Source organism: Variovorax raffinosi (genome assembly GCF_051216615.1).
Taxonomy (GTDB): Bacteria; Pseudomonadota; Gammaproteobacteria; order Burkholderiales; family Burkholderiaceae_C; genus Variovorax.
Map to the genome: position 1 here is coordinate 457,233 of NZ_JBPJZR010000002.1, position 17,921 is coordinate 475,153.

Here is a 17,921-nt window from a genome sequence, read left to right on the forward strand (position 1 = left end):
ACGCGAACCCATCGACGACAAGGAACGGCATGGCCACCCTCCCCTTCGGCTTTCTGGACGGCACAGGCTTCGAGCACCTGGACCCTCGCTTCAAGCCCTGCATTCCCGGCCCCGAGCGCGTGCAGCGCCTGTGGACCGGTGCGCGCTGGTGCGAAGGCCCGGCGTGGTTTGCCGCGCACCGCACGCTGGTGTGGTCGGACATTCCGAACAACCGCATGCTGCGCTATGACGAGGTCAACGGCACGGTCGGCATCTTCCGCGAGCCATCGAACAACACGAACGGCCACACGATCGACCGCCAAGGCCGGCTCGTGAGCTGCGAGCACCTGACGCGCCGCGTGACGCGCACCGAGCACGACGGCACGATCACCGTGCTGGCCTCGCACTGGCAGGGCAAGCGCCTGAACTCGCCCAACGACGTGGTGGTGCATTCGGACGGCGGCGTGTGGTTCACCGACCCGAGCTACGGCATCCTCTCGGACTATGAAGGCTTGCGCGCCGACAGCGAGATCGGTGCCTGCCACGTCTATCGCATCGACCCGGCCAGCGGCGAGGTCGCGCGCATGGCCGACGACTTCGTCAAGCCCAACGGGTTGGCGTTCTCGCCCGACGAATCGCTGCTCTACATCGCCGACACGGGCGCGAGCCATGCGGTGGACGGGCCGCGGCACATCCGCCGCTTCAAGGTTGGCGCCGATGGCCGCAGCCTGAGCGGCGGCGAGGTGTTTGCCGAATGCACCAACGGCCTGTTCGACGGCTTTCGCCTGGACACTGAAGGCCGCATCTGGACCAGCGCCGCCGACGGCGTGCACGCCTATCACCCCGGCGGCACGCTGCTCGGCAAGATCCTGCTGCCCGAGCGCGTGGCCAATGTCTGCTTCGGCGGGCCCAAGCGCAACCGGCTTTTCATCTGCGCGACGACGTCGCTGTATGCCATCACACTGAACGCAAAGGGAGTCTGACTCATGCCTCACACACTGCCGGCCGACGGCTTGCAAGCCACCGTCACCCGCATCCTCGAAGCCGCGGGCAGCCAGCCCGCGGAGGCGCAGCAAGTCGCCGCCAACCTGGTGCTGGCCAACCTGAGCGGCCATGACTCGCACGGCGTGGGCATGCTGCCGCGCTATGTCGATGCGGTGGCCGAGGGCGGGCTGAAGCCGAACACCGGCGTGCGGGTCAACCTCGACATCGGCACGATGATGGGCCTCGACGGCCAGCACGGCTACGGGCAGGTTGTCGGCGCGCAAGCGATGGAACTCGGCATTGCACGGGCGAAGCAGCACGGCAGTTGCATCTTCACGCTCGCGAATGCGCACCACCTGGGGCGCATCGGGCACTTCGCCGAGATGGCGACGGCGCAGGGGCTGGTGTCGATGCACTTCGTGAATGTGCTGTCGCGACCGGTGGTGGCGCCTTGGGGCGGTGGTGATGGGCGCTTCGGCACCAACCCGTGCTGCATCGGCATCCCGCTGGCGGGCGCCGAGCCCTTCGTGCTCGACTACGCCACCAGCCGTGTGGCGCAGGGCAAGATGCGCGTGGCCCACAACAAGGGCGAAAGCGTGCCCGATGGCTACCTGATCGACGCGCAAGGCGCGCCTACCAACGATCCCGGCGTGGTGGTCGTACCGCAGAGCAACGGCCTCTTCGGCGCGCTCATGACCTTCGGTGAGCACAAGGGCTATGGCATGGCGGTGGTGTGCGAATTGCTCGGTGGCGCACTCACTGGCGGCGGCACATGGCACCGGCCGGCGGATACCTCGCGCACGATCCTCAACGGCATGCTGACGGTGCTGATCGATCCGCAGCGGCTGGGCACGCAAGCCAGCTTCGACAGCGAGGCGCACGCCTTCATCGACTGGCTGCGCCAGAGCCCCAAGGGACAGGGCTTCGACGAAGTGCAGATTGCCGGCGAGCCCGAGCGCAAGGCACGCGCCGCGCGTCAGCGTGACGGCATCTGGGTCGACGATGCGACGTGGGGGGAGATCGTCGCGGCCGGGGCCAAGGTGGGCGTTTTAGTCACCGATTGATTTTGGCGCTGCTGTTCAGGGCGGCACTCACGCCGACACGGTGCTCTTTTTCGCGAATGTCCCCCGCTTCGCTCCTCCTTTATTTCGCGAAAAAGAGCCCCGTATCGGCGCGAGCGTTGGACAGAGCGGTGGTTGATCGCGAGATCACCAGCAGCGCGTCCATGTGCGAATGACACCAGGTGCTCCCCGCAGCGAAATAAAGGAGGAGCGAAGCGGGGGACATTCGCGGAGGGGAGCTCCTGGTGTCATTCGCACCCGCCCTGAATGAATCCGAGCCCGGACAAGAGCACAAAAAAACCGCCGGCCCGCAAAGGACCGGCGGTTTTCTCAGTCCCGAGAAAAGCGAATCAGCTCTCGCTGCTCTTGTGTGCCGGCTTGCCGACCTGCACGCTCACGTCGTCGCCCTTGATCTTGGCCTGCACGGCCTTGATCGCCTTGTCGAGCCGCGCACCGTAGTCGGCATCGGCCTGGCGGAAGTAGCTCACCGAACGGTCGATGATGTCCTGCCGCGTGACCGCACCGAGACCGCCCGCGATGCTTTGCACCAGACGCTCTTTCGCGGCTTCGTCCATCAGACGGTAGAGATCGCCGGCCTGCACGAAGTCGGTGTCCTCCGGGTGCTTTTGCCACTGGTGGCTGCCGGTCCATCCATGGATTTCGAGCGGTGCGTACAACGGCTCGTTGGTCTGCTTGGGCGCATCGCTGAAGCTGTTGGGCTCGTAGTTCGGGCCGCGGCCACCGTTGTTGTCGCCACGCATCGAGCCATCGCGACCGTAGTTCTGGGCCGTGGTGGCGTGCGGGCGGTTCACCGGCAGTTGCGTGTGGTTGATGCCCAGGCGATAGCGCTGCGTGTCGCCGTAGCTGAACAGGCGGCCCTGCAGCATCTTGTCGGGCGAAGGGCCGATGCCGGGCACGAAGTTGGCCGGGTTGAAGGCAGCCTGTTCGATCTCGGCGAAGTAGTTGTCGGGGTTGCGGTTGAGCGTGAGGATGCCGATGTCGGTCTTCGGGTAGTCCTTGTGCGACCAGACCTTCGTGAGGTCGAAGGGGTTGAAGCGATAGGTCTGCGCATCGGCCACCGGCATCACCTGCACCTGCACCTTCCACGACGGGAACTCACCGCGCTCGATGGAATGCAGCAGGTCCAGGTGGTGGTGGTTCGGGTTCTCGCCGCCCACGCGCTGCGCTTCTTCAGCCACGAAGGTTTCGATGCCCTGGTTGGTCTTGAAGTGGTACTTGACCCAGAAGGCCTCGCCCTTGGCATTCACCCACTGGAAGGTGTGCGAGCCGAAGCCGTCCATGTGGCGGTAGCTCTTGGGAATGCCGCGGTCACCGAACAGCCAGGTGAACTGGTGCGTGGCTTCGGGCGAGTGCGAGAAGAAATCCCAGGCGTTGTTGGGCTCCTGCACGTGGCTGTAGGGGTCGCGCTTTTGCGAGTGGATGAAGTCGGGAAACTTCAGCGGATCGCGGATGAAGAAGATCGGCGTGTTGTTGCCGACGAGGTCGTAGTTGCCGTCTTCGGTATAGAACTTGAGCGCAAAGCCGCGCGGGTCGCGCACGGTGTCGGCCGAGCCGAGTTCGAGCGCCACGGTCGAGAAACGGGCCAGCACTTCGGTCTTCTTGCCGACCTGGGTGAGGAACTTGGCCTTGGTCCATTTGGACACGTCGGCGGTGAGCTCGAAGGTGCCGAAGGCGCCCGAACCACGGGCGTGCACCACGCGTTCGGGAATGCGCTCGCGGTCGAAGCGCGCGAGTTTCTCGATAAGGTTGTGGTCCTGCATCAGCACGGGGCCGTTGACGCCGGCAGTCTGCGACTGCTGGTTGTTTTCAACGGGCGCGCCGCTTTCGGTGGTGAGTTTGCGGGTATCGGTCATGGGCATTTCCTCGTGAGGGAGTTGTCGGTGCCCATGCATTCTGTCAATGAATGCAGCGTTGCTGCATCAGATTGACCTATCGCCCCGATAGGGTCGAATCAAACGATCAATGCGATCGTGGCGTCCAGATGTTCGGACGGCGCCCGACGGAAACCCGAGCGTGCAAAGCGCTGGAGCTGCCCGACCACGAAGGCCGTGAGCGCCGCGGCGCGCACCTGCGCATCGACAGACGGCGTGGCCGAGCCGTCGGCGGCAGCAGCCCCGCGCAGCACCTGGCGCAGCGTGGCTTCGATCTTGTCGAAGAACTGGTTCATGCGCTGCTGCAGGCGTTCGTTTTCATACACGAGCGCATCGCCGACCATGACGCGCGTCATGCCCGGGTTGCGTTCGGCGAACTGGACCAGCAAGGTGAGGATCTTGGCCGCCTGCTGCGCGCCGGTGGCGCCTTCGCGCTCGAGGATCTGGTTGACCAGGGTGAAGACGCTCTGCTCGATGAAATCGATCAGGCCCTCGAACATCTGGGCCTTGCTGGCGAAGTGGCGGTAAAGCGCAGCCTCGCTCACTTCGAGCCGTGCGGCCAGGGCGGCGGTGGTGACCCGCTCGGCGCCGGGTTGCTCCAGCATGGCGGCCAGCGCCTGCAGGATCTGCACGCGCCGCTCGCCCGGCTTCGGACGCTTGCGCGTCGGAGTGCTGGGCGTTTCCGCCTGGGTGTCTACGCCGGGAGCCGCTGTCTCTTCGTTCTGCATGGGAGCGCGTGCAAAGATGTAATCAATTGATTCTCGCACAGCGCAGTAAGCACGCGCCTCGCGGCTCAGCGGGCGCGGATCATCGTGCCGTAAGCCTGGTCTGTCAGGATCTCGAGCAGCATCGCGTGCGGCACCCGGCCGTCGATGATGTGCACCGCGTTGACGCCGCTCTTGGCGGCATCGAGCGCGCCTTCGATCTTGGGCAGCATGCCGCCCGAGATCGTGCCGTCGGCGAACAGGTCGTCGATTTCGCGCGCGCTCAGGTTGGTGAGCAGGTTGCCGTTCTTGTCGAGCACGCCGGGCGTGTTGGTCAACAGCATGAGCTTCTCGGCCTTAAGCACGGTGGCGAGCTTGCCGGCGACGACGTCGGCGTTGATGTTGTAGCTCTCGTTGTCCTCGCCGAAGCCGATCGGGCTGACCACGGGGATGAAAGCGTCGTCCTGCAGCGCCTTGACCACGCTGGGGTCGATGGAAACGATGTCGCCCACCTGACCCACGTCGTGCTGCACGTTGGGATCGGTGCGGTCGGCCAGCTTGAGCTTTTGCGCGCGGATCAGGCCGCCATCGCGCCCGGTCAGGCCCACGGCCTTGCCGCCGGCCTGGTTGATCAGGCCCACGATGTCCTGCTGCACCTCGCCGGCCAGCACCCATTCGACGACCTCCATGGTCTCGGCGTCGGTCACGCGCATGCCCTGGATGAAGCTGCCCTTCTTGCCCAGCTTGTTGAGCGCAGCCTCGATCTGCGGGCCGCCGCCATGCACCACCACCGGGTTCATGCCGACCAGCTTGAGCAGCACCACGTCTTCGGCGAAGTCGGCCTGCAGGGCAGGGTCGGTCATGGCGTTGCCGCCGTACTTGATGACGATGGTCTTGCCGTGGAACTTGCGGATGTACGGCAGCGCCTGGGCCAGGATCTCGGCCTTGTCGCGCGGGGGGATGTTGAGGACGGGATCGGTCATGGGCGGTCAGGCTCCAAAGCGGTGGACGAAAGGAGGGGAAATTCTCGCAAAGATGCGGTCACGGCCGCAGCCAGCGCGGCACCTTGAAGCGCACGATCATGAGGTACGCCCCCACATAGGTCGTGACAAACAGCAGGCAGAAGAACATCAGCACCAGGGTGTTGTTCCAGAACAGCACGGCCGGCACCACCGACAGGGCGGCGAACATCCAGAGATAGGGCGAGGTGCGGTTGTTGCGGGCGAGCAGCTGGCGCGCCTCGTCGTCCGCGAAGGCCACGCGCACGATGCGGCGGAAGATCAGCTGGTGGAAATGCAGCGCATCGGCCGTGCCGGGCGACTGGCCGCGCGCCAGCTTGCGGTAGATGGAGAACAGCGTCTCCCACACCGGGTAGATCAGCAGCAGCATCGGGAACCAGGGCGAGACCACGCGGTGCCGCTGCACCAGCGTCACGCAGGCCACGGCGATCACCATGCCCCAGACGTAGGCGCCACCGTCGCCGGCAAAGATCTTGCCGCGCGGATAGTTCCAGACCAGAAAGCCGAAGGTGGCGCCCACCAGGCAGACCACCATGGCCGCCAGTTGCCGGTCGCCCACCTGCAGCGCCACGTGCGAGATCGCCAGGCAGACCAGCACGGCGACCGTGCCGGCCAGGCCGTTGTAGCCGTCGATGATGTTGAAGGCGTGCGGCAGGCCGCCAATGGCGAGCGCCGCGAACAGCACCGTGGCATACGGCAGCATGGCCAGCCAGCCGTCGACCGTCTCGAAGCCGGTGCGGGCCACGCCCAGCCCCAGCAGCCAGCACACCAGCAGCGCCGAGCCGATGGTGAGGCCGAGCCGGTAGCGCACCTTCACGCGCTGCGTCACGTCTTCAAGGATGCCGCCCAGCACCGCCGGTGCAATGCACAGCAGCGTGAGCATCGAGGTCTTGACCGGCCACGACACGTTGAACGGGTCGGTGCCGGTGATGCCGGCCGCCAGCCAGGCCGCGCCCATGCCCAGCAGGATGCCCGCACCGCCCAGGCGCGGCACATGGCCCTTGTGGAAGCGTTGGGGCATGTCAGCGCCATAGCGTCGCGCATGCCTGCGCGCGCGGCGCATGAACAGCTGAACCGCGAAGGCGGCGACGAAGAAACTGATGACGATCAGAGCAATCATGTGTGGGGGTTCGGGAACCCTAGAATTCCCGAGCGAAATTAGACCATGCCCACGCCCCCCTCCCCCCGCCCCCTCATCACCATTTCAATCGTGAGCCACGGTCAGCTAGCGCTGGTCCAGCCGCTGCTCGAGCAACTGGACCGCCACAGCCGTGCGTCGATCGCCAAGGTCGTGCTCACATTGAACATCCCGGAGCCCGATGTGCTCGCGGGCCAGGCCTGGGGTTTCGAGGTCGAGCGGATCGAGAACGCGAGCCCCAAGGGCTTCGGCGCCAATCACAACCAGGCTTTCGAGCGCTGCGGCTCGCCGTGGTTCCTGGTGCTCAACCCCGACATCCGCTTCGATGGCGACGTGCTGTTGCCGCTGCTCGCCCTGGCCGCACCCGACGCAGGGCTGCTGACGCCGCGCATCCTGGAGCCCGGCAAGAACGCGCCGGAGCCGCATCGGGCGCTGCTCACCCCTTTCGAGATCGTCGGCCGCAAGAAGCCCGGCTACGTGCGGCCCAAGGTGCCGGCGTGGATTCCGGGGCTGTTCATGCTGTTTCGCAGCGAGGCCTATCGCCAGGTCGGGGGCTTCGACGAGCGCTTCTTCATGTACGGCGAAGACTTCGACATCTGCGCCCGCACCCGGCTCGCGGGCTGGAAGCTACAGGTGGGTGAAGACCTCGTCGCCCGGCACGACGCGCAGCGCGAGAGCCATCGCAGCAAGAAGTACCTGTACTGGCATGTGACCAGCCTGCTGAAGGTGTGGGTGTCGGGGTCGTTCTGGCGTTATTGGCTCCAACAACGATGACGACAACGACAGCGAGCAGCCCGACGCTTCCCCACGAGCCTGCCCACCTTCTCCACCCGAAATACCGCCCGGACATCGACGGCTTGCGCGCCGTGGCGGTGCTATCGGTCCTCGGGTATCACGCCTTCCCGGAATGGATGCCGGGTGGCTTCACCGGCGTCGACATCTTCTTCGTCATCTCCGGCTTCCTGATCACGACGATCATCCTGGGCAGCTTCGAGGGCGAGGGCTTCAGCTACCGCGAGTTCTATGCCCGGCGCGTGAAGCGGATCTTTCCGGCGCTGGCGCTGGTGCTGCTGGCGAGCTTCGCCTTCGGCTGGTACACCCTGCTACCGCACGAATGGGAGCAGCTGGGCAAGCACGTGGCGGCCGGCGCGGGCTTTGTCTCGAACTTCGCCTTCTGGAGCGAGGCCGGCTACTTCGACAACGCGGCCGAAACCAAGCCGCTGCTGCACCTGTGGTCGCTGGCGATCGAAGAGCAGTTCTACATCTTCTGGCCCCTGCTGCTGGGCCTGGCCTGGAAGCGCAAATGGCGCGTGCTCGCGGTGCTGGGCGCTGTGGCGGCGGCGTCGTTCCTGGTCAACGTCACGACCATCCACGCCCACCGCACGGCCGCGTTCTATTCGCCGCTGTCGCGCTTCTGGGAGCTGATGATCGGCGGCATGCTCGCGTACATGCGGCTGCACCGGCCACCGCCGATGCCCGGCTGGCGCCGGCATGCGCAGTCGGTCGCAGGGCTCGCGCTGATCGTTTTGGGCCTGTGCCTCATCCGTGGCGGCAAGGCCTTTCCGGGGTGGTGGGCGCTCCTGCCCACGCTGGGGGCCTTCTTCTGCATCGCGGCGGGTCCGACCGGTGTGCTGAACCGCACCGTGCTCGCCTCCCGGCCGATGGTGTGGGTCGGCCTGATCAGCTATCCGCTGTACCTCTGGCACTGGCCCCTGCTGGCCTATGCGCGCATCCTGGCGGGGCAAACGCCTTCCGAGGGCGTTCGCCTGCTGGCGCTGATCGCCTCCTTCCTGCTCGCATGGCTGACCTACCGCTTCGTGGAGCGCCGCACGCGCCGAAGCGAGAACCCGGCGGTCACGTCGGCGCTCGTGATGGTGATGGTCGGCTTCGTGCTGCTCGGCCTGCTCGCGGCCAGCCGGTACTACGTGGGCCGGCACAGCGACCCCTACTTCAACAAGATCACCGCGGCATCGCGCGACTGGACCTACCCCGACGGCCTGAACCCGGTCGAGGTCGGCGGCGAGGGCCTGTTCCAGATCGGGCATGGCCAGCGCAAGGTGATGCTCTTCGGCGACAGCCACATCGAGCAGTACGGCCCGCGCGCCGTGGAACTGGCGAAGCTCGCACCCGACACGCTCGACGCGCTGTCCTTCGCGACCTGGGGCGGCTGCCCGCCGATTCCCAACGTCTACGATGAGAAACCCAACCTCTGCGCGGAACGCCGCGAGGGCGCGATGCGGATCGCCGTCAGTGACAAGGTCAATGCCGTGGTCTTCGGGGCCTGCTGGAACTGCTACTTTGCCCATCCCCCGAAGTCCGACCCTGGCGACGGCGTGGAAGACAGTTATTACTACTTCGATGGGAAGAACAGGTATCCCCTGAAAGACCCCATGGGCGTGGAACTGTCACTGCGCATGCTGGAGGTTGTGATGGCAAACCTTGCCAAGCACAAGCAGGTCTACCTGGTGCTGGACAACCCGATCGGCAACGACTTCGGCCCCGAGAAGCTGGTCAAGGGCGGGCGTCTTGGCGACATGAGCGTGGGGCGCATGTCGCCCACGGCCCCCTGGCCGCCCGAGCAGAAGGCGCTGCACGAGCGCATGCGCCAGATCGCCATCCGCGCGGGCGCCACGGTCATCGACCCGATCCCGACGCTGTGCAAGAACGACCAATGCACGCGCGCGGATGCCGACGGAACCCCGATCTACAAGGACGCGGGCCACCTGCGTTCGGAATACGTCCGCAAGCTCGCCACCTTCATCGATCCGGCGCTGACGGGGGGCCAGCAGCAGCCGGCCCCGCAACCCTCGCGCTAGGCCTAGCCGAGCAGGCGTCGCAGCGAACGCACGCCCGGCAGGCGCGTGAGGGCGCCGATGGCGCGGATCACCGCCGGCGGGCTGTGCTCGACCATGAAGATGGTCGCGCGCAATTCCAGCTTCTTGCGCCCGCCCACAGCAGGATTCGCGTAGACGATGGCCGCGTACTCGGCCAGCACCGCGCTCATCTCGACCCGGTTCGGGTCTTCGGCCTTCACCGCCTCGATCACATGGTCCATGAAGTAGCGGCCGAAGCGCGGCATGAGGTAGTCGCGCAGGAAGTAGCGGTTGCGCCTAGGCTCGTCCGGGAACATGCCGACCAGCTTCTTGAAGTACTTGAAGCGGCTGCGGATCATGCGCATGTCGAACGAGGTGCTGCCCGTGTGGATGCACCAGACCGTGACCACCTTGTCGATGAAGTGATTCGTGTAGCCCTTGCGGAAGATGCGCAGGAACAGGTCGTCGTCCTCGAAGCCCATGAACTGGGTGTCGAAGCCGCCGATGGCGTCGAAAGCCTTGCGGCTCACCAGCGCAGCCGAGGGCAGCACGAAGATGTCATTGCGCAGCATCTCGAAGATGCTCGTCTTGGGATGGTGCGTGGTGTGGTCCTTCACCATCGCCGCACGGATGATGTTGCCTTCGCCGTCGGCCTCGGCCAGGTCCGCGTAGATGAAGCCGATGCGCGGCTCGTCGGCGGGGATGCCCTTGACGAGGATCTCGATGTGGTTCGACAGATAAAAATCGTCCTGGTCGAGAAAGCTGATGTACTCGGCCGTCGACGCCGCCACACCCGCATTGCGCGCCGAGCCTTGCCCGCCGTTTTCCTTGTCGATGATGCGGAACGGAAAGCGCTGCGCCAGCGCGTCGAGCGCAGCGCGCTCTTCGGGCCGCGAGCCGTCGTTCACCACGATCACTTCGGTGGCCGGCATCGACTGTTCGAACACGCTGCGCACCGATCGCTCGATGAAGTGCGCGCCGTTGTAGAACGGAATCACGACGACGACAGTGGGCGCTTGGGGTGTGGAGGTCTGCAAGGTGTCACTCACGGTCGGTTGTGGCGCCGCGGAATCGGCGCTCATACGGATTCAAAGAGGTCACGCACGACACCGCGCACGCCGCGGCCGAACTTGTCGTAGCGACCTGTCATGGCTTCGCGGAAAACCGGCACGCAGCGCGCGATGCGCGACGCAGGCAGGCGCGCTCGGAAATTCTGGTGCTCGAGCTTGCCGCGTACTTTCTCGACCGTGGCGGGGTCCACGGCGCTGCCCAGTCCTTCGAGTTGCGCGAGCAGCAGTTCGGCCTTGTAGGCGCGCTCGGCATGCGTGGTGCCGCGCGAAGCCAGCGCCTTGCGCACCTTGCCCATGAAGCTGTCGCGGCGTGCGCCGATCTGGTTGGACTCGTGCTGGCGGTAGTCGATGAGTGAATCTTCGACGGTGTCGACGCCTCCCACCGCCGAAGCAATGATCGCGAGCCACTCGTCATGCACCCATTCGACCGGAAACGGCAGCGCGGATTCAAGCAGCGTGCGGCGAAACACGGTGGTCGCGCCGGTCACGACGTTGCGGCGCAGCAGCACGTCGAAGGCCTGGCCGCCATGCATGCGTTGCAGCTCGTGCGGTGTGACCTCGATCGCATGGAACAGCGTGCCGCCGAGCGATGCACCTTGCGCGTCGACGAGCTGCGCATCGGAGTGCAGCAGCAGCAAATCGGGGCGGCGGTCGAACTCGGCCACCAGCCGTTCGAGGCGGTCGGGATACCAGATGTCGTCCTGGTCGGACAGCGCGATCAGCGTGCCCGTGCAGGCACGCACGGCCTGCTCGAAGTTCTTGACCACGCGCAGCGCCACCGGATTGGCCAGCACGCGCAGTTCGATGGAAAGGCCCGGCCTTTCGCGCAGGCATTCGTCGAGCGTGGCGCGTGCCACGGCCAGCGTGTCGTCTCGCGAGGCATCGTCGGACAGCACGATCTCCATCGGCGGGCGCGTCTGCAGGCAGATGCTGCGGACCTGCTCGCGCACGAAGCGCGCGCCGTTGTAGGTGCACAGCGCGACGGAAACGGTGGTGTCGCTCATGCGGATATCGTTGTCGATGACGGCTTTGCCGCACGTGGCGGCCAGGCGTAGCTGAAGTCCTCGATCTCGAGGCTCAGGTTCGGGTTGTAGGCCGGGTCGTTGAACAGCAGGTCGCCCCAACGGTTCTTCATGTAGCGCTCTTCGCCCAGGAAGCGTTCGATCTGCGCTTCGGACAGGTCCGACGGCCGCGTGGCGGACTCGTGGTGAAACAGCTCGGCATACGGTGTCCAGACATTGCGGTAGCCGGCTTCGCGCAGGCGCAGGCAGAAATCGACGTCGTTGTAGGCCACCTTGAGGTGCTGGGCATCGAGCCCCCCCACTTCTTCGTAGAGCGCGCGGCGCACCACGAGGCAGGCCGCTGTGACCACGGAAAATGTCTGCAACAACGCGGCACGCCCGAAGTACCCCGCGTCGCCTTCCGCCAGCCTCCGGTGCGCATGGTCGGCCACGCCGCCGCGATAGCCCAGCACCACGCCGGCGTGCTGCAGCGTCTTCTCGGGATACCAGAGACGCGCGCCGACCGCCCCCACGCCGGGCTGCAAGGCGATGCTCACGAGCTCGCCGAGCCAGTCAGGCGAGATCACTTCGATGTCGTTGTTGATGAGGCCGAAGACCTCGCCCTTGGCGATGGCCGCGGCGCCGTTGTTGAGTGCCGAGTAGTTGAAGGGACTGTCGTCGCGCAGCACCCGCACGCCGGATCGCGCGGCGATTTCCTCGAAGTACCGCAGCGCCTCGGGGTCATCGGAGCCGTTGTCCACGAGGATGATTTCGTAGCGGGGATAGAGCGTCTTCTCGAGGATGCTCTCGATGCACTGGCGCACGAGCTTCAGGCCGTTGCGCGTGGGGATGAAGAGCGAGACCAGCGGCAGCTCTGCCGGCAAGCCGTAGCGCACGCGAAAACCGTGCGCCTCGCGCTCGGCGGTGGCAGCGATGCCCGTGCGTACCAGATGCGCCTGCAGTGCCCGTTCGCCGCCTTCGGGGGCGTACTCGGCAGGGTCCATCGCGTGGACGTTGTCGGGCGATGCCACGTGGCGGTGGTACAGCACCTTGGGGATGTGCACGATGCGCTCGGGCGACAGGTGCTCGGCGCAGCGCAAGGCAAGGTCGTAGGAAGCCGCTTCGCCGAAGCCGGGATCGAAACCACCGAGTTCGCCCGCAAGGCTTGCGGAGAAGAACGCGAGCCTCGATACGTAGTCCTGCGACCTCAAGAGGTCGACGTTCCAGTCGGGCTTGAAGTAAGGCGCCGAGCGCTGGCCGTCGTCGGCGATGCGATCTTCATCGGTGTAGATCAGCGCCGCCTGGGGATTGCGCACCGCTGCATCGGCGGCGCGCCACAAGGCATCGGGAGCGAGTGCGTCACGCGCATCGCAACAGGCCAACCAATCGGCCGCGAGGGCCTCCGGCAGTTGCTCCACCAGTTCGATGCGAGCGTCGACGCTTGCCTGGCTCTCCAGCCACGCCCGGGTCTGCGTTGGCAGCGCCGCATGAACGATCAAAGACAGATGCCAGTGCGGATAGACCTGTGCACGCACGGAGGCTATCGCGCGCTCCAGCGCCTGCAGCGACGGGTCTGCCACGGCCATCACCAATGCAAAGGTGGGCGTACGCGGCCAGTGTCCGGCCTGCGCCTCGAGCTCCTGGCGCGCCTCCGATGTCAGCGGAGATTCGTAGCGCTTGAGCCATTCGCGGTACTGAAAGCGGTCAGCGCGCGAGGCATCCGCCATCAATGGCGGACCGTCACCACGCAGCAGCACACGCACCGAACGCGCAACGCCGCGCACACCCGATTGCCGAAAGATCTGCAGGGCCCGGCGAGCTGCGCCGCCGAGGCCGCCGCCCTTGTAGACGGCATTGGGAATGAAGGCCAGCGCCCGCCAGAGGCGGTTGCGCGGGGGTGGGGTGGAGGCGTTCATGGCCGCGCTCCGGTTGCGATGCCATCGCCCGACACATGCCGTGGTGGCCATGCGAGGCGGAAGTCCTCGGTGTCGAGATCCAGGTTGGGGTTGTAGGCGGGGTCGTTGCCCAGCAGGCCTGCCCAGCGGGTCTTCATGTAGCCCTCTTCTCGCGCGGCGCGCTCCCGCTGTGCAGGATCGAGATCGCGGGGGCGCGTGGCCGACTCATGGTGGTAGAGCTCGGCATAGGGAGTCCAGACATTGCGATAGCCGGCTTCGCGCAGGCGCAGACAGAAATCGACGTCGTTGTACGAAATCTTGAGATTGCCGGCGTCGAGGCCACCAACCTCCTCATAGAGAGACTTGCGCACCACGAGACAGGCGGCAGTCACTGCGCTGAAGGCCTGCGTGAGCTGCGCGCGGTTGAAGTAGCCGCCATCGGCACGTGCGAGGTGCTTGTGGGCATGCCCCGCAATGCCGCCGACGCCCAGCAGCACGCCCGCATGCTGGACCGTGTCGTCCGGGTACAGCAGCTTCGCGCCGACCGCGCCGACACCCGGCTGAAGCGCGATGGCCACCATCTCTTCGAGCCAGTCGCTGGTGATGACTTCAATGTCGTTGTTGATCAACGCGACGATCTCGCCACCGGCCTGTTCGACCGCAGCGTTGTTGAGCGCCGCGTAGTTGAACTCGCCGTCGTCGCGAATCACCTTGAAGCCTGGCAGGCCGCGCAGTTCGTCGAAGTAGCGCAAGGCTTCCGGATCGGTGGAGCCGTTGTCGACCAGCACGATCTCGTAGTCGGGATAGGTCGAGCGCATGACGATGCTTTCGATGCACTGCCGCACGAGACCGACTGCATCGCGCGTTGGAATGACCAATGACACGCGGGGCCAATGCGCGGGCGCGGACAGGCGCGTGCGATAGCCGTAGGGCGTGCTCTCGCTGCGGGCCGCGACGCCGGTGCGCTCGAAGTGCTCGTTCAGCGCCTGCTCGCCGGCGATCTCGGCATAGGGCTTGGCGCCGGCCGACTGTGCCGTGCTTTCCGCGTGGGCCCGCCAGTGATAGAGGACATGCGGGATGTGCCGAATCTGTTGTGGCTCGACACGCTCGACGCAGCGCAGGGCGAGGTCGTAGTCCTGCGCGCCCTCGAAACCCTTGCGAAAGCCGCCGACCTCGAGCACCAGCGCGCGCTGATAGGCGCCGAGGTGCGAGTACATGTTCTGGGAGAGGAACAGGTCGAGGTTCCAGTCAGGCTTGAAGTACGGGTTGTAGCGATGGCCGGTGGCGTCGATCTTGTCCTCGTCCGAATAGATCATCCGAGCGTCGACATGGGTACGGAACTCATGTGCGACGCGAAGCAGCGCCTCGGGCGCCAGGAGGTCATCGTGGTCCATCAGGACGACCCACTCGCCGCTGGCGAGCGCGAGCGCGCTGTTGGATGCTTCGGAAATATGGCCATTGACCGGCCTGCGAACCCAGCGGATCCGGGCGTCCGCGCGCGCGCAGGCATCGAGGATTTCGGCCACCTGAGGATCGGTCGAGGCGTCGTCCGCGATGCAGAGCTCCCAGTGGGCATAGGTCTGCGCCCGCACCGAGGCGATGGCTTCGCGCAGCCAGGCGGGGTGCGGGTTGTAGGTGGGCATGAGGACCGAGATCAGGGGCGGCGCGCTCCAGCGCGAAGCCTCCTCGGCCAAGACACGTAAAGCGCCCTCTTCCCGCGTTGCGGACTGCGCGATCCATTCGATGTAGTTACCGCCCGCGATGCCTGCGGCGGCAGGCTGCGCACCACGCAACCGCTGCACGGCGCGGCTGGCCCAGCGAACGGGGGCCGTCAGGCGCCAACTGGTCGAACGCTCCATGGCCTGCACCTGGTGCTCCAGGGCGCGCACGCGCGCCTGCAGCTGCGCCTTGGTCAGTTCGGCGGGACGTGAGGAGGAAGAAGGCCTTCTCCCTTGTTGTGCGACAGGCAGCGTGGGCCTCATAAAATAAGGTCGATCATCCCGAAAACTCGCGGTGAGGCCATGGCCGTGCGATGGAAAGGCCGTTGCGCGCAGTAGCGCGGTGCGTTGTACAAACGCTTGGTCACGGCTCGGCCCAAGAGGGGCCGGTAAAATTATCGCTCCAATAAAGACAGGGTATAAAAAAATGCGGGTGCTTTCAGTGGTGCTCTCGGGAGGCTCCGGTTCCAGACTCTGGCCTGCTTCCCGGCAAGCTTTTCCAAAGCCGTTCATGAAGCTGGGAGGCTCAACCCTGCTGCAGCAAGCGATTGAGCGCGGACAGGCATGCGGTACTGGCGACCTGATGGTCGTCACCAACAAGGACCACCTGTTTCTCACAAAGGACGTGCTCCGGCAGATGTCCGATCCGCCCGAAACCACGCTGCTGCTCGAGCCCAAGGGACGCAACACCGGCCCGGCGATCGCCCTGGCTGCGCTGCAGTGCATCAAGCAATTCAGCGGCGATACGGTGATGCTCGTGCTTTCCGCCGACCACTTGGTGCCAGACGTCGAAGCATTCGTGGCAAGCGCGAGCCAGGCATTCCGGCTTGCAACCCAGGGCGCGCTGGTGGTGTTCGGCATCAGCCCGACCAGCCCCGACACAGGGTTCGGCTACATCGAGGTCGACCATGTTTCGAGAGAGAGCCAGCCAGCCAAGCGCTTTGTCGAGAAGCCAGATCTCCAGACCGCGCAGGAATACCTCGCAACCGGGCGCTACTACTGGAACAGTGGCATGTTCTGCTTCACTGCGGACGCCATCGTGGCCGCGTTTGAAAGGCATGCACCAGAGTTGCTGACTGCTGCTCGGCGTGCGCTCGAGTCGTCACGCACAGTTGGCGAGACGGTCCAGTTCGACCTGCACACCTTCGGCCTCCAGCCGGACATCAGCATCGACTACGCGGTAATGGAACCTGCCGACAATGTGCACGTGGTGCCAGCCAAGTTCGGTTGGAGCGACGTGGGTTCCTGGCCAGCCCTGGCCAAGGCGCTCATCCCCGATGCAAGCGGCAATACGATGCCCTCCAACGTCGTTGCCATCGACACCACCGGCACTCACGTACAGGTCGACAGCCACTCCCCGAAGGTCGTCGCTACGCTGGGCGTGCATGACCTGATCATCGTCGACACGCCTGATGCGCTTCTGGTTGCACATAAAAGCAGTGCCCAGCAGGTCAAGAATATCGTCGACACACTGAAAGCTCGCCAACACGAAACGGTCCAATCGCCTGCCGTGGTCAATCGCCCGTGGGGGACTTACGCAGCACTAAAGGAAGAAGAGGGCTACAAGGTGAAGCGCATCACGGTCATGCCGGGCGAATCACTCTCGTTGCAATATCACTACCATCGCGCGGAACACTGGGTCGTCGTCCAAGGGCGAGGCATCGTCCAGATCGGCGAAACCGAGTATGAGACCCTGCCCGGTCAATACCGCTACATCCCATTGAAAGAGAAACATCGCTTGACCAACATCGGCGACGAAGAACTGGTGCTCATCGAAGTCCAGTGTGGCAGTTACCTGGGTGAGGACGACATCGTCCGCCTGGCGGACACTTATGGACGGGTATGAGTCAAGTTCAATCCAATCTGCATCGAAGCGCCCTGTCTGACTGGTGGGAAGGCACGCGCCGCACGGACATCTGGTGGACGCTGGCATGGTTCGACATCGTTCTGCGCTATCGGCGCTCGATGCTCGGACCCGTGTGGCTCACCCTGAGCATGGGCGTCATGATCGCCGGCATGGGGCCGCTGTACAGCTCGCTGTTTGGCAGCGAGCTTTCCAGGTTCTTTCCTCACCTGGCACTCGGAATCATCTTCTGGGGCTTTTTCTCCAGTGTAGTGACGGATGCCTGCAATGCCTTTGTCGGCTCATCCAACTACCTGAAGCAGGGCTATTTCCCGATCAGTCTTTTTGTCTGGAGAGGCCTTGCACGCAACCTGATCCAGTTCGCGCATCAGATCGTGTTGTACATCCCCGTGGCGATCTGGGCGGGCATCTCGCTTTCCTGGTCGGTGCTGCTGATACTGCCGGCCTTTGCCATTCTGATCATCAACGCTCACGCGCTTGGCCTGCTGCTGGGCCTGATTTGCACGCGCTATCGCGACGTCACCCAGATCGTGACCAGCGTGATGCAGATGCTGATGTTTCTGACACCCGTGTTCTGGCTGCCCGAGAACCTGCCAGGGCGTGCCAAGTACGTTCTCTGGAACCCCTTCGCACAAATGCTCGACCTGTTGCGGACACCTCTGATGGGCGGCACGGCACACATCCACAGCTGGCTGGGTATCCTGGTATGGACGGTACTGTGCCTTGCAGCAGCGATCTTGCTGTTCGCCAAGTACCGTCGCCGCGTTGTCTACTGGCTCTGAT

14 protein-coding genes are annotated in these 17,921 nt (G+C 65.2%); 6 read left to right on the forward strand and 8 right to left on the reverse strand.

Annotation, left to right across the window (positions count from 1 at the left end; genetic code table 11):
* The first annotated feature begins 29 nt into the window (after window positions 1-29).
* Complete coding sequence (locus ACSFB7_RS08230) at window positions 30-962, forward strand: SMP-30/gluconolactonase/LRE family protein (protein WP_435468867.1); 933 nt, start codon at window positions 30-32, stop codon at window positions 960-962.
* Between the two features lie 3 nt (window positions 963-965).
* The gene (locus ACSFB7_RS08235) at window positions 966-2,027 is read left to right on the forward strand and encodes a malate/lactate/ureidoglycolate dehydrogenase (protein WP_435468869.1); all 1,062 of its coding nucleotides are present in this window, start codon (window positions 966-968) and stop codon (window positions 2,025-2,027) included.
* A gap of 347 nt (window positions 2,028-2,374) precedes the next feature.
* On the opposite strand, the gene ACSFB7_RS08240 is transcribed toward ACSFB7_RS08235, so the two are convergent.
* From ACSFB7_RS08240 to ACSFB7_RS08255, 4 genes are all read right to left on the reverse strand, one after another.
* Window positions 2,375-3,898, reverse strand: coding sequence for a catalase (locus ACSFB7_RS08240; protein WP_435468871.1), 1,524 nt, complete (start codon window positions 3,896-3,898; stop codon window positions 2,375-2,377).
* A gap of 98 nt (window positions 3,899-3,996) precedes the next feature.
* Entirely contained in the window at window positions 3,997-4,644 is a 648-nt protein-coding gene (gene slmA / locus ACSFB7_RS08245; RefSeq protein ID WP_435468873.1) for a nucleoid occlusion factor SlmA, read from the reverse strand.
* Window positions 4,645-4,709: 65 nt separating this feature from the next.
* Entirely contained in the window at window positions 4,710-5,603 is an 894-nt protein-coding gene (gene argB / locus ACSFB7_RS08250; protein ID WP_093244075.1) for an acetylglutamate kinase, read from the reverse strand.
* A 58-nt stretch (window positions 5,604-5,661) separates the two neighbouring features.
* Window positions 5,662-6,759, reverse strand: coding sequence for an MraY family glycosyltransferase (locus ACSFB7_RS08255; protein WP_435468875.1), 1,098 nt, complete (start codon window positions 6,757-6,759; stop codon window positions 5,662-5,664).
* Window positions 6,760-6,804: 45 nt separating this feature from the next.
* Here ACSFB7_RS08255 and ACSFB7_RS08260 point away from each other — a divergent pair, with 45 nt between their 5' ends.
* On the forward strand, window positions 6,805-7,551 hold the full coding sequence (locus ACSFB7_RS08260) for a glycosyltransferase family 2 protein (RefSeq protein WP_435468877.1): 747 nt from the start codon (window positions 6,805-6,807) through the stop codon (window positions 7,549-7,551).
* Window positions 7,548-9,593 carry an acyltransferase family protein gene (locus ACSFB7_RS08265; protein WP_435468879.1) on the forward strand — a complete coding sequence of 682 codons (2,046 nt, stop codon included), beginning with the start codon at window positions 7,548-7,550 and terminating at the stop codon, window positions 9,591-9,593. The genes ACSFB7_RS08260 and ACSFB7_RS08265 overlap by 4 nt, the downstream gene beginning before the upstream one ends.
* 2 nt (window positions 9,594-9,595) lie before the next feature.
* On the opposite strand, the gene ACSFB7_RS08270 is transcribed toward ACSFB7_RS08265, so the two are convergent.
* The 4 genes from ACSFB7_RS08270 to ACSFB7_RS08285 are packed head-to-tail and all read right to left on the reverse strand — an operon-like array spanning window position 9,596 to window position 15,538.
* A complete protein-coding gene (locus ACSFB7_RS08270) occupies window positions 9,596-10,627 on the reverse strand; it encodes a glycosyltransferase family 2 protein (RefSeq protein WP_435468881.1) in 1,032 nt (343 codons plus the stop codon).
* Between the two features lie 41 nt (window positions 10,628-10,668).
* Window positions 10,669-11,664, reverse strand: a complete 996-nt coding sequence (locus ACSFB7_RS08275; protein ID WP_435468883.1) for a glycosyltransferase family 2 protein — start codon at window positions 11,662-11,664, stop codon at window positions 10,669-10,671.
* Window positions 11,661-13,577: a glycosyltransferase family 2 protein gene (locus tag ACSFB7_RS08280; protein WP_435468885.1), complete on the reverse strand. Its 1,917-nt coding sequence runs from the start codon at window positions 13,575-13,577 to the stop codon at window positions 11,661-11,663. Before ACSFB7_RS08280 ends, ACSFB7_RS08275 begins: the two co-directional genes overlap by 4 nt.
* The gene (locus tag ACSFB7_RS08285) at window positions 13,574-15,538 is read right to left on the reverse strand and encodes a glycosyltransferase family 2 protein (protein ID WP_435468887.1); all 1,965 of its coding nucleotides are present in this window, start codon (window positions 15,536-15,538) and stop codon (window positions 13,574-13,576) included. Before ACSFB7_RS08285 ends, ACSFB7_RS08280 begins: the two co-directional genes overlap by 4 nt.
* Before the next feature lie 163 nt (window positions 15,539-15,701).
* On the opposite strand from ACSFB7_RS08285, the gene ACSFB7_RS08290 reads away from it, so the two are divergent.
* Together ACSFB7_RS08290 and ACSFB7_RS08295 are read left to right on the forward strand one after the other, a co-directional pair.
* Complete coding sequence (locus ACSFB7_RS08290) at window positions 15,702-17,120, forward strand: mannose-1-phosphate guanylyltransferase/mannose-6-phosphate isomerase (RefSeq protein WP_435468889.1); 1,419 nt, start codon at window positions 15,702-15,704, stop codon at window positions 17,118-17,120.
* Entirely contained in the window at window positions 17,117-17,920 is an 804-nt protein-coding gene (locus ACSFB7_RS08295) for an ABC transporter permease (protein ID WP_435468891.1), read from the forward strand. Before ACSFB7_RS08290 ends, ACSFB7_RS08295 begins: the two co-directional genes overlap by 4 nt.
* Window position 17,921: the final 1 nt, after the last annotated feature.

Bases quoted from the DNA above. Each gene is read 5' to 3' on its own strand.
- ACSFB7_RS08230 (WP_435468867.1), top strand. From the start codon at position 30: ATGGCCACCCTCCCCTTCGGCTTTCTGGACGGCACAGGCTTCGAGCAC.
- ACSFB7_RS08235 (WP_435468869.1), top strand. From the start codon at position 966: ATGCCTCACACACTGCCGGCCGACGGCTTGCAAGCCACCGTCACCCGC.
- ACSFB7_RS08240 (WP_435468871.1), bottom strand. From the start codon at position 3,898: ATGACCGATACCCGCAAACTCACCACCGAAAGCGGCGCGCCCGTTGAA.
- slmA (WP_435468873.1), bottom strand. From the start codon at position 4,644: ATGCAGAACGAAGAGACAGCGGCTCCCGGCGTAGACACCCAGGCGGAA.
- argB (WP_093244075.1), bottom strand. From the start codon at position 5,603: ATGACCGATCCCGTCCTCAACATCCCCCCGCGCGACAAGGCCGAGATC.
- ACSFB7_RS08255 (WP_435468875.1), bottom strand. From the start codon at position 6,759: ATGATTGCTCTGATCGTCATCAGTTTCTTCGTCGCCGCCTTCGCGGTT.
- ACSFB7_RS08260 (WP_435468877.1), top strand. From the start codon at position 6,805: ATGCCCACGCCCCCCTCCCCCCGCCCCCTCATCACCATTTCAATCGTG.
- ACSFB7_RS08265 (WP_435468879.1), top strand. From the start codon at position 7,548: ATGACGACAACGACAGCGAGCAGCCCGACGCTTCCCCACGAGCCTGCC.
- ACSFB7_RS08275 (WP_435468883.1), bottom strand. From the start codon at position 11,664: ATGAGCGACACCACCGTTTCCGTCGCGCTGTGCACCTACAACGGCGCG.
- ACSFB7_RS08280 (WP_435468885.1), bottom strand. From the start codon at position 13,577: ATGAACGCCTCCACCCCACCCCCGCGCAACCGCCTCTGGCGGGCGCTG.
- ACSFB7_RS08285 (WP_435468887.1), bottom strand. From the start codon at position 15,538: ATGAGGCCCACGCTGCCTGTCGCACAACAAGGGAGAAGGCCTTCTTCC.
- ACSFB7_RS08290 (WP_435468889.1), top strand. From the start codon at position 15,702: ATGCGGGTGCTTTCAGTGGTGCTCTCGGGAGGCTCCGGTTCCAGACTC.
- ACSFB7_RS08295 (WP_435468891.1), top strand. From the start codon at position 17,117: ATGAGTCAAGTTCAATCCAATCTGCATCGAAGCGCCCTGTCTGACTGG.